Origin of the sequence: Amycolatopsis sp. NPDC049159, assembly GCF_040648295.1 — a bacterium.
GTDB classification, from domain to species: Bacteria; Actinomycetota; Actinomycetes; order Mycobacteriales; family Pseudonocardiaceae; genus Amycolatopsis; species Amycolatopsis pretoriensis_A.
This window is the reverse complement of the sequence record NZ_JBEZDL010000009.1, coordinates 340028-351349: the sequence shown is the minus strand read 5'-3', so window position 1 is coordinate 351349 and position 11322 is coordinate 340028. Positions and strand designations below refer to the sequence as shown.

General features: G+C 70.2%; 10 protein-coding genes. 9 read left to right on the top strand and 1 reads right to left on the bottom strand.

Annotated elements, in window-relative coordinates:
• Positions 1-165 precede the first annotated feature (165 nt).
• Positions 166-654: a helix-turn-helix domain-containing protein gene (locus tag AB0B33_RS19705; RefSeq protein ID WP_003096372.1), complete on the bottom strand. Its 489-nt coding sequence runs from the start codon at positions 652-654 to the stop codon at positions 166-168.
• A gap of 249 nt (positions 655-903) precedes the next feature.
• Between AB0B33_RS19705 and pyrR the strand changes: the two genes are divergently transcribed.
• From pyrR to pyrF, 9 genes are read left to right on the top strand one after another with little or no spacing between them, the layout of a single operon-like run.
• Positions 904-1506, top strand: a complete 603-nt coding sequence (gene pyrR, locus AB0B33_RS19700; protein WP_247011650.1) for a bifunctional pyr operon transcriptional regulator/uracil phosphoribosyltransferase PyrR — start codon at positions 904-906, stop codon at positions 1504-1506.
• Positions 1503-2435, top strand: a complete 933-nt coding sequence (locus tag AB0B33_RS19695) for an aspartate carbamoyltransferase catalytic subunit (RefSeq protein WP_360773524.1) — start codon at positions 1503-1505, stop codon at positions 2433-2435. The genes pyrR and AB0B33_RS19695 overlap by 4 nt, the downstream gene beginning before the upstream one ends.
• Positions 2432-3718 (top strand): dihydroorotase, encoded by a 1287-nt coding sequence (locus AB0B33_RS19690; RefSeq protein ID WP_360773522.1) that lies wholly within the window; start codon positions 2432-2434, stop codon positions 3716-3718. The genes AB0B33_RS19695 and AB0B33_RS19690 overlap by 4 nt, the downstream gene beginning before the upstream one ends.
• Complete coding sequence (locus AB0B33_RS19685) at positions 3718-4212, top strand: transporter (protein WP_360773519.1); 495 nt, start codon at positions 3718-3720, stop codon at positions 4210-4212. The genes AB0B33_RS19690 and AB0B33_RS19685 overlap by 1 nt, the downstream gene beginning before the upstream one ends.
• Complete coding sequence (gene carA, locus AB0B33_RS19680) at positions 4209-5330, top strand: glutamine-hydrolyzing carbamoyl-phosphate synthase small subunit (protein WP_247011644.1); 1122 nt, start codon at positions 4209-4211, stop codon at positions 5328-5330. The genes AB0B33_RS19685 and carA overlap by 4 nt, the downstream gene beginning before the upstream one ends.
• Positions 5327-6499 carry an AAA family ATPase gene (locus AB0B33_RS19675; RefSeq protein ID WP_360773516.1) on the top strand — a complete coding sequence of 391 codons (1173 nt, stop codon included), beginning with the start codon at positions 5327-5329 and terminating at the stop codon, positions 6497-6499. The genes carA and AB0B33_RS19675 overlap by 4 nt, the downstream gene beginning before the upstream one ends.
• Positions 6496-7092, top strand: a complete 597-nt coding sequence (locus AB0B33_RS19670) for a DUF4276 family protein (protein ID WP_360773513.1) — start codon at positions 6496-6498, stop codon at positions 7090-7092. Before AB0B33_RS19675 ends, AB0B33_RS19670 begins: the two co-directional genes overlap by 4 nt.
• The gene (gene carB / locus AB0B33_RS19665; RefSeq protein ID WP_360773511.1) at positions 7092-10406 is read left to right on the top strand and encodes a carbamoyl-phosphate synthase large subunit; all 3315 of its coding nucleotides are present in this window, start codon (positions 7092-7094) and stop codon (positions 10404-10406) included. Before AB0B33_RS19670 ends, carB begins: the two co-directional genes overlap by 1 nt.
• A complete protein-coding gene (gene pyrF / locus AB0B33_RS19660) occupies positions 10403-11251 on the top strand; it encodes an orotidine-5'-phosphate decarboxylase (protein ID WP_360773508.1) in 849 nt (282 codons plus the stop codon). Before carB ends, pyrF begins: the two co-directional genes overlap by 4 nt.
• Positions 11252-11322 lie beyond the last annotated feature (71 nt).

The following is an 11322-nucleotide window of genomic DNA, read 5'->3' as shown; positions in this document are numbered from 1 at the left end:
TTTTTTTTTTCGGTGTGTTGTTTGTTGGGGGGGGGGGGGGGCGCGGGGGGGGCGCCGCCCCCCCCCCCCCCCGCGGGGCGTGGGGGCTGCGCCCCCACAAGACACGGCGGAGCGAGGCTCGGCTCGCGCTTTCCGCGAGCAGGGCTCGCCCCCGAACGAGCCTGATCAGTCTTCCTTGGAGGGACGTGCCTCCGGCGGGAGCACGCCCCAGTCGATGAGCTGCTCGGTGAGCTCGCCCGGGGTCATGTCGTAGATGATCGCCAGGGACCGCAGGTCCTCGGTGCGGATCGAAAGCACCTTGCCGTTGTAGTCGCCGCGCTGGCTCTGGATCGTCGCCGCGTAGCGGGCCAGCGGGCCCACCTTTTCGGCCGGCAGCTGCTGCAGGCGTTCGAGGTTGATCACGATCTTGGTGGCGGGCTCGGCACCGGAGGGGACCCGGCCCTCGGGCAGCAGCTCGACCACCGGCACACCGTAGAAGTCGGCCAGCTCGGCCAGCTTCTGCACGGTGACGGCACGGTCGCCACGCTCGTACGAGCCGACGACGACGGCCTTCCAGCGCCCACCGGACTTCTGCTCGACCCCGTGCAGGGACAGGCCCTGCTGCTGGCGGATCCCGCGGAGCTTGGCCCCGAGCGCCTTGGCGTAATCGCCCATCTGGTCGTTCTCCGTTCTTCACCCCCCGACCGGTCGAGGTGACCGGTCCAGGGGACTCGCTGAGTCGAATACTCAGAGTAATGGTTACGCATTGTTGTCACCAGGTCAAGCAGAAGCTTGCCGCGAATCACGCCACACCACCCGGAAGACTGAGCAAAGTGCCTGCTACTGTCGGTGCGAAAGCCCCGACCAGCAGGGGAACAGACGTCCTTTAAGGACCCGTCCGGTGAGGCGGGGAAGGAGTCCGAAGTGTCGTCACGTCCGCGTGGCGCGGCTGGTTCGGCCGGGGAGCGCGAGCTCCTGACGGCCGGCGATGTCGCGCGCACGATCGCCCGAATGGCCCATCAGGTCATCGAAAAGACCGCGAACGGTGCGGAGAGCACTACCCCGCCCGTGTTGCTCGGGATCCCGTCCCGCGGCAGCCCGCTCGCCGTCCGGCTGGCCGACAAGATCGGCGAGTTCTCCGGGGTCCGCCCGCCGACCGGCGCCCTCGACGTCACCCTCTACCGGGACGACCTCCGCCGCCGCCCGCCGCGCGCGCTCGAACAGACGCAGCTGCCCGCCGACGGCATCGACGACCGGGTGGTGATCCTGGTCGACGACGTCCTCTTCTCCGGCCGCACCATCCGCGCCGCGCTCGATGCCCTCCGTGATCACGGCCGCCCCCGCGCGGTGCAGCTGGCCGTGCTGGTCGACCGCGGTCACCGCGAGCTGCCGATCCGCGCCGACTACGTGGGCAAGAACGTGCCGACCGCGCGCACCGAGGGCGTGTCCGTCCTGCTGGCCGAGATCGACGGCCGCGACGCGGTGCTGCTCCGCGCCGCGGCGGAAGCACCGGGAGAAGAGTCTTGAAGCACCTGCTCGCCACCGACGGGCTGGACCCGGCGCTGGCCACCGCCGTGCTCGACACCGCCGACGAGCTGAAGCACACGCTGCTCGGCCGCGAGGTCAAGAAGCTGCCGACGCTGCGCGGCCGCACGGTGATCACCTTGTTCTACGAAAACTCGACGCGCACGCGGGTCTCGTTCGAGATCGCCGGGAAGTGGATGAGCGCCGACGTGATCAACGTCTCCGCGTCCAGCTCCTCGGTCAACAAGGGCGAATCCCTGCGGGACACGGCGTTGACGCTGGCCGCCGCGGGCGCCGACTGCGTGATCGTCCGGCACCCCGCCAGCGGCGCCGCCCAGCGGCTCTCGGAGTGGCTGGCCGAGCCCGGCACGTCGGTGGTCAACGCCGGTGACGGCACCCACGAGCACCCGACGCAGGCGCTGCTCGACGCGGCGACCCTGCGGGAGCGCTTGGGTTCGCTGAAGGACCGCCGGATCGCGATCGTCGGGGACGTCCTGCACAGCCGCGTCGCCCGCTCGAACATCCACCTGCTCTCCGCGCTCGGCGCCGAGGTGGTGCTCGTCGCGCCGCCGACGTTGCTGCCTTACGGCGTGGAAAGCCTTCCGGTGACCGTTTCGCACGACCTGGACGCCGAGTTGCCCGCCGTCGACGCGGTCATGATGCTGCGGGTCCAGGCGGAACGGATGCACGGCGGGTTCTTCCCGAGCGCGCGCGAGTATTCGATCGCCTACGGCCTCTCGGAAAAGCGGCAGAAGCTGCTGCCCGGGCACGCGGTCGTTCTGCACCCCGGCCCGATGCTGCGCGGGATGGAGATCGCGAGCGCGGTCGCCGACTCCCCGGCCTCGGCCATCACCGAACAGGTCCGCAACGGCGTCCACGTGCGCATGGCGGTCCTCTACCACCTGCTGGCCAGTGAAGGAGCCGCCGCGTGAGCACCCTGATCAAGGGCGCCCGCCCCTACGGGGAGGGTGACCCGGTCGACGTCCTGATCGAGGACGGCGTGATCACCGCGATCGGCGCCGCCGACGTCCCCGAAGACGCCGAAATCGTCGAAGCGGGCGGGCAGGTGCTGCTGCCCGGCTTCGTCGACCTGCACACCCACCTGCGCGAACCGGGCCGCGAAGACACCGAGACGATCGAGACCGGCTCGGCCGCGGCGGCGCTCGGCGGCTACACCGCCGTGTTCGCCATGGCCAACACCGACCCGGTCGCCGACAACGCCGTGATCGTCGACCACGTGTGGCGGCGCGGGCAGGAGGTCGGCCTGGTCGACGTCCACCCGGTCGGCGCGGTCACCGTCGGGCTCAAGGGCGAGAAGCTCGCCGAGCTGGGCACGATGGCGAACTCGCAGGCGCGGGTGAAGGTGTTCTCCGACGACGGCCTCTGCGTCGCCGACCCGCTGCTCATGCGCCGGGCGCTGGAGTACTCGACCGCGCTCGACGTCGTCATCGCGCAGCACGCCGAAGAGCCGCGGCTGACCGTCGGCGCCCAGGCGCACGAAGGCGAGCGCGCGGCCCGGCTCGGCTACACCGGCTGGCCCGCCGCGGCGGAAGAGTCCATCGTGGCCCGAGACTGCCTCCTGGCGCGGCACGCGAACGCGCGGCTGCACGTCTGCCACGTGTCCACTTCGGGCACCGCGGACGTGCTGCGCTGGGCCAAGGACCGCGGCACGAAGGTGTCGGCCGAGGTCACGCCGCACCACCTGCTGCTGACCGACGAGCGCCTGGCCACCTACGACCCGGTCAACAAGGTGAACCCGCCGCTGCGCACGGAATCCGACGCGGAGAAGCTGCGGGCGGCGCTGGCCGACGGGACCATCGACTGCGTCGCCACCGACCACGCGCCGCACGCCGTGCAGGACAAGGACACCGAGTGGAGCGCGGCCCGGCCGGGCATGCTCGGGCTGCAGACCGCACTGTCCATCGTGGCCGAGACCATGGTCCGCACCGGGCTGCTCGACTGGCGCGGCGTCGCCCGCGTCATGAGCGAGCGGCCCGCCGAGATCGGGAACCTGGCCGGCCAGGGCCGCCCGATCGAGGTCGGCGAGCCGGCGAACCTGACGCTGGTCGACCCGGACGCCGAGTGGACGGTCCGGGGCGCGGAGCTGGCCAGCATCGCCGCCAACACCCCGTACGAGGGAATGCGGCTCCCCGGTGTGGTGACCGCGACGCTGCTGCGCGGGCGGCTGACGGCGCGGGACGGGAAGGTCTGCTGATGGAACGCCTTTGGCTGGTGCTGGCGATCGCCGCCTTCTTCCTGCTCTGCCTGTGGGGCATGTACGTGGGCTGGCGGCGCAAGGCGCGCGCGCAGAGCGTGCAGGTGCCGCCGTTCCCCGTCATTCCCGAGGAGCCGGGTGACGTCCTGCTGGAGTCCACCGGCGTCTACGTCGCCACGACGTTCGCGGGGGAGTGGCAGAACCGGGTCGTCACCCGCGGCGCGGGCCTGCGCACCGGCGCGGTCCTGCGGCTGCACGACGGCGGCGTCGCGGTCGAACGCGGCGGCGCGCCCGACTTCTGGATCCCGCGCGACGCGGTCACCGGGGTCCGGCGCGACGCGAAGATCGCCGGGAAGGTGATGGGCACGGACGCGCTGCTCGTCCTCACCTGGCGGGCCGGCGAAACCGAGGTCGACACCGGCTTCCGCGGCGACGACCTCGACGACTATCCACAGTGGATCGAACAGCTCAAGATCAAGGGAGGTGCCCAGTGAACGCGCGCGCTCAGGCCGCACTGGTGCTCGAAGACGGCCGGGTGTTCCGCGGCGCTGCCTACGGCGCGCGGGGGCGGACCCTCGGCGAGGCGGTGTTCTGCACCGGCATGACCGGCTACCAGGAGACATTGACCGACCCGTCCTACCACGGGCAGATCGTGGTGCAGACCGCGCCGCAGATCGGCAACACCGGCTGGAACGACGAGGACGACGAGTCCTCGAAGATCTGGGTCAACGGCTACGTCGTGCGCGACCCGGCCCGCACGCCGTCCAACTGGCGCTCGAAGCGCACGCTGGACGAGGAACTGGTCCGTCAGGGCGTGGTCGGCATCGCCGAGGTCGACACTCGCTCGCTGACCCGTCACCTGCGCGAGGCCGGCGCGATGCGCGCCGGGGTCTTCTCCGGCGACGCGCTGGGCACGGTCGACGAGATGGTCGCTTCGGTGCTCGCCGGCCCGAAGATGGCGGGCGCCGACCTGGCCGGCCAGGTCACCACGCCGAAGCCGTACGTGGTCTCGCCGTCCGGAGATGTTCGCTTCCGCGTGGTCGCGCTGGACCTGGGCATCAAGTCCAACACCCCGCGGCAGATGGTCAAGCGCGGCATCGAGGTGCACGTGCTGCCTTCGACGTCGACTTTGGACGAGCTGCTGGCGATCGAGCCGGACGGCGTGTTCCTGTCCAACGGCCCGGGCGACCCGGCCACGACGACGCACGCCACCGAGCTGACCAAGCAGGTCCTGGGCCGCGAGATCCCGCTGTTCGGCATCTGCTTCGGCAACCAGGTCCTCGGCCGCGCCCTCGGCCTCGGGACGTACAAGATGCGCTACGGCCACCGCGGCATCAACATCCCGGTGATCGACGTCGCCACGAAGTCCGTGGCGATCACGGCGCAGAACCACGGCTTCGCCCTCGAAGGCGAGCCGGGGCAGCGCTTCGAGTCACCCTTCGGCGCGGCCCAGGTCAGCCACTACTGCGCGAACGACGGCGCGGTCGAGGGCCTGCGGGCGTTCGACGTCCCGGCGTTCTCGGTCCAGTACCACCCCGAAGCCGCGGCCGGCCCGCACGACGCGGCCCCCCTGTTCGACGATTTCGTTTCGCTCATGGAGAAGCGGTCGTGACCCTCACGACCGGCATCGAGCGGCTCCGGATCCGGAACTACCGGGTGCTCCGGGACGTCGAGCTGCACGGTCTGACGCCGGTGACGGCGCTGCTCGGGCCGAACGGGAGTGGCAAGTCGACGGTCTTCGAGGTGCTGGACTTCCTCGCCGAGTCGTTCCGGGTCGGGTTGCGCTCGACTTGGGACCGGCGCGGTGGTGCTGCCGACATCGTCACCCACGGCGCAGCCGGGCCGGTCGAGATCGAGGTGACCTGTCGCGTCGGAGGTGCGACGGGTGAGTACCGGCTCGTCATCGAGCACGACAACGACGAGTTGGTTGTGGCCGAGGAGAAGCTGGCCTGGTGGCGGGAGGGTGCCGAGGCGCCTTCCGAGACCCTGGATCTTCGGCGTGGGGTCGGAGCGATCACCGGGATCGGTGCTATCGGGGCGCAGCTTTCGCTGGCTACCCCGGACCTGCTGGGCGTGAGTGTGGTCAGCCAGCTCGCCAACACGGCTGAAGTCGGTGAGTTCCACCGGTTCATCGCCGAGATCGGCTTGTCGGACCTGAATCTCGACGCGGTGCGCAACGGCGCGAAGGACGACAGGACGTCAATGCTCAAGCCGGACGGCCGCAACGTGGGAGCTTTCGTCCAACGCCTCCGCGACGGGTACCCCCGGGAGTGGGAGAGCATCCGGGCCTCGTTGCGGCGGTACGTCCCGGGCTTCGACGACATCGAGCCGTTCCAGCAGGGCAACGGCGCCTGGATCGTCCGCCTGCGCGAGCAGGGTTCGGAGGAGCTCGTCCCACCGGACAACATCTCCGACGGAACGCTGCAACTGCTCGGCTATTTGGTCTCGCTCCGGTCCGACACTTCGGTGCTGCTGGTCGAGGAGCCGGAGAAGCAGGTCCACCCGAAACTGCACTACCGGCTCGCCGAAGATGCGCGGCGCGCGGAGGCGGCTGGTCAGGTCATGATCGCCACGCACGCCCCCGAGTTCGTCGATGCTCTGCATCCCGACGAGGTCTGGATGCTGTTCCGTGACGAGTCCGGCTTCGCCCGGGCCAGGCGAGCGGCGGACATCCCTCAGCTGATGGCCATGGTCGACAGCGGAGGCCTGCTGGGAAGTCTCTGGACCGAGGGGTTCTTCGGCCTCGGTGATCCCCTCGACGGGCCGGGGCGGCCCCGGTGATCCACGTCGAGATCCTGGTGGAAGAGCAATCGGCGGAAGCAGCGTTGAAGACGTTGGTTCCGAAGATCGTCGGTGAGGACGTGTCCTTCGCCGTCCGGCGCTTTCAGGGCAAGCAGGACCTGCTCAAGCGGTTGCCCGGAATTCTGCGAGGGTTTGCGGCCCGGATTTCCTGGGAAGCGCTCCGGGTCGTCGTGCTCGTCGACCGGGACACCGAAGACTGCCGGGAACTCAAGCGCCACCTCGTCGAGGTGGGCGAGGAGGCGGGACTTCCGTCCGAGTTCATTCTGCACCGCGTGGTGATCGACGAACTGGAGTCCTGGTTCCTCGGCGACGTCCCTGCTCTGTGCGCGGCATACGACAAAGTGCCGAAGGACCTGGGCAAACAAGCACGCTACCGCGATCCCGACGACACCGGTAAGGCGTCACGCGCTCTGGAGGATCTTCTGCGATCCAAGGGATACCTCCGGGATCGCCTGCCGAAGGTGGCAGCGGCCGAAGCGATCGCGCCCCACATGGACATCGAGAACAACCGATCCAAAAGCTTTCAGGTCTTCCGCGACGGCTTGCGGCGCCTGGTGAAAGAAGGAAACTGATGCCGAAGAGGACGGACATCCAGCACGTGCTGGTGATCGGCTCCGGGCCGATCGTGATCGGGCAGGCCGCGGAGTTCGACTACTCCGGGACCCAGGCCTGCCGGGTGCTGCGCAGCGAAGGCCTGCGCGTTTCCCTGGTGAACTCGAACCCGGCCACCATCATGACCGACCCCGAGTTCGCCGACGCCACCTACATCGAGCCGGTGACGCCGGACTTCGTCGAGAAGGTCATCGCGGCGGAACGCCCGGACGCGATCCTGGCCACCCTCGGCGGGCAGACGGCGCTCAACTGCGCGGTCGCGCTGCACGAGCGCGGGGTGCTCGACAAGTACGGCGTCGAGCTGATCGGGGCCGACATCGACGCCATCCAGCGTGGTGAGGACCGGCAGAAGTTCAAGGACATCGTGCGCACCATCGGCGCCGAGGTCCCGCGCTCCCGCGTCTGCCACGACATGGACGAGGTCCGCGACACCGTCAAGGAGCTGGGGCTCCCCGTGGTGATCCGGCCGAGCTTCACCATGGGCGGGCTCGGGTCCGGCATGGCGCACACGCCCGAAGACCTCGAGCGGCTCGCCTCCACCGGGCTCACCGAATCCCCGGTCACCGAGGTGCTCATCGAGGAGAGCGTGCTCGGCTGGAAGGAGTACGAGCTCGAGCTGATGCGCGACAAGCACGACAACGTCGTGGTCGTTTGCTCGATCGAAAACGTCGACGCGATGGGCGTGCACACCGGCGACTCGGTCACCGTGGCGCCGACCATGACGCTCACCGACCGCGAGTACCAGGTGATGCGCGACGTCGGCATCGCCGTGCTGCGCGAGGTCGGCGTCGACACCGGTGGCTGCAACATCCAGTTCGCGATCAACCCCGAAGACGGCCGGATGGTCGTCATCGAGATGAACCCGCGGGTGTCGCGGAGCAGCGCCCTCGCCTCCAAGGCCACCGGCTTCCCGATCGCCAAGATCGCCGCGAAGCTCGCCATCGGCTACACCCTCGACGAGATCCAGAACGACATCACCGGCGAGACCCCGGCGGCGTTCGAGCCCACTTTGGACTACGTCGTCGTGAAGATCCCGCGGTTCGCCTTCGAGAAGTTCCCGGGCGCGGACCCGACGCTGACCACGACGATGAAGAGCGTCGGCGAGGCGATGTCGTTCGGGCGCAGCTTCCCCGAGGCGCTCGGCAAGGCGATGCGGTCGATCGAGACCAAGGCAACCGGCTTCTGGACGCTGCCCGACCCCGAAGGCGCCACCGTGGAGTCCACTTTGGACTCGCTGCGCACGCCGCACGAAGGCCGGCTGTACGAAGTGGAACGCGCGCTGCGGCTGGGTGCCAGCGTCCAGCAGGTGCACGAAGCGAGCGGCATCGACCCGTGGTTCGTCGACCAGATCGCCCTCATCGGCGAGGTCGGCGCCGAGGTGCGCGACGCACCCGTCCTCGACGGCGACCTGCTGCGCCGCGCCAAGCGCACCGGGCTGTCGGACCGCCAGATCGCCGCGCTGCGGCCGGAACTGGCCGGCGAGGACGGCGTCCGCGCGCTGCGGCACCGCCTCGGCGTGCGGCCGGTGTTCAAGACCGTCGACACCTGCGCGGCCGAGTTCGCCGCCAAGACGCCGTACCACTACTCGGCCTACGAGTCCGACCCCGACGCACCGTCCGAAGTGGCCGCGCAGAGCGACAAGCCGAAGGTGCTCATCCTCGGCTCGGGCCCGAACCGGATCGGCCAGGGCATCGAGTTCGACTACTCCTGCGTGCACGCGGCGATCGCGTTGCGGGAGGCCGGGTTCGAGGCCGTCATGGTCAACTGCAACCCGGAAACCGTGTCCACCGACTACGACACCTCGGACCGGCTGTACTTCGAGCCGCTGTCCTTCGAGGACGTCCTCGAGGTCGTGCACGCCGAGCAGGCGTCCGGCACGGTCGCCGGCGTCATCGTCCAGCTCGGCGGGCAGACCCCGCTGGGGCTGGCGAAGAAGCTCGCCGACGCCGGTGTCCCGGTGGTCGGGACGCCGCCCGAGGCCATCCACCTGGCCGAGGACCGCGGCGCGTTCGGCGAGGTGCTCACCGACGCCGGCCTGCCCGCGCCGCGCTACGGCACGGCGACGTCCTTCGAGGGCGCCAAGCGGATCGCCGACGAGATCGGCTACCCGGTGCTCGTCCGGCCGTCGTACGTCCTCGGCGGGCGCGGCATGGAGATCGTCTACGACGAGGAGACCCTGGCCGGCTACATCGGCCGCGCCACGGAGATCACCCCCGAGCACCCGGTGCTCGTCGACCGCTTCCTCGACGACGCCATCGAAATCGACGTCGACGCGCTGTTCGACGGCGAGGAGCTCTACCTCGGCGGCGTCATGGAGCACATCGAGGAAGCCGGGATCCACTCCGGTGACTCTTCGTGCGCGCTGCCGCCGATCACGCTCGGGCACACCGACCTGCAGGCCGTCCGCCGCTCCACCGAGGCGATCGCCCGGGGCGTCGGCGTCCGCGGGCTCCTGAACGTCCAGTACGCGCTCAAGGACGACGTTCTTTACGTCCTGGAGGCCAACCCGCGCGCGTCGCGGACGGTGCCGTTCGTGTCCAAGGCGACGGCGGTGCCGCTGGCGAAGGCGGCCGCGCTCGTCATGACCGGCTCGACGATCAAGGACCTGCGCCGCAGCGGGGTCCTGCCGGCCGAAGGCGACGGCGGGCAGATGCCCGCCGACTCACCGGTCGCGGTCAAGGAAGCGGTCCTGCCCTTCCACCGCTTCCGCACCCCCGAGGGCCACGGCGTGGATTCCTTGCTGGGCCCGGAGATGAAGTCCACCGGCGAGGTGATGGGCGTCGACGTCTCCTTCGGCAAGGCGTTCGCCAAGTCGCAGAGCGGCGCGTACGGCTCGCTGCCGACGTCCGGGCGCGTGTTCGTCTCGGTCGCCAACCGCGACAAGCGCTCGCTGGTGTTCCCGGTGAAGCGGCTGGCGGACCTCGGGTTCGAGATCCTCGCCACGTCCGGCACCGCGGAAGTGCTGCGGCGCAACGGGGTCGCGTGCACCGTGGTGCGCAAGCACTACGAGGGCTCGACCGAAGCCGAGCCGAACATCGTGGACGTCATCCTCGCGGGCGAAGTCGACATGGTGATCAACACCCCGTACGGCAACAGCGGTCCGCGCGTCGACGGCTACGAAATCCGCACCGCCGCGGTGTCGCGCGACATCCCGTGCGTGACGACCGTGCAGGGCGCCGCGGCGGCCGTGCACGGCATCGAGGCGCTCATCCGGGGCGACATCGGGGTCAAGTCGCTGCAGGAGCTGCAGGCGGCGCTGAAGGCGAAGTCGTGACGGCGGGGGAGCGGTTCGGGGCGCGGCTGGCCAAGGCCGTCGCGGCCCGCGGCCCGCTGTGCGCCGGCATCGACCCCCACCCGGGCCTCCTCGAGGCCTGGGGGCTCCCGGTGGACGCTTCGGGCCTGGAACGGTTCGCGCTGTCCGCCACGGAGGTGCTGGCGGCCCGCACGGCGATCGTGAAGCCGCAGTCGGCGTTCTTCGAAAGTTTCGGGGCCGCGGGTGTCCGCGTGCTGGAACGGGTGGTGGAAACCGCCCGGGACGCGGGCGCGCTGGTGCTCTTGGACGTCAAGCGCGGCGACATCGGCTCCACGATGGCGGCGTACACCGCGGCATACGTGGCCGACGGCGCCGCGATCGCGGCCGACGCCATCACCGTTTCGCCGTACCTCGGGTTCGGCTCGCTGGAGCAGTGCGCCGCCACGGCGGTCTCGGCGGGGCGCGGCATCTTCGTGCTTGCGCGAACTTCGAACCCCGAAGCGGCTTCGGTGCAGAACGCGAAGCTGCCGGACGGGCGCACGGTGGCGCAGGCGATCGTCGACTCCGTGGCGGTGCTCAACGACGGAGCGGAACCGCTCGGCGATGTCGGCGTGGTCGTCGGAGCCACCGTTTCGCCGGGGGAACTCGATCTCTCGCGGCTGAACGGTCCGGTGCTGGCACCCGGTTTCGGGGCCCAGGGAGCCACTGCGGCCGATTTGAAGGCCCTTTTCGGCCCGTCGCTGCCGGGTGTGCTGCCCGCGTCGTCCCGCGACATCCTGAAGCACGGTCCGGAGCAACAGGCTTTGCGCCAAGCGGTCGAACGGGTCGCCGAAGTGCTGGCCGACCCGCAGGAAAACGGCCAATAGCAGGGCCAGGAACCGGGTCCCACCAGGCACCCCCGCATTGTGGCCGGTGCTCACGGGTGGGTACCGTCGCG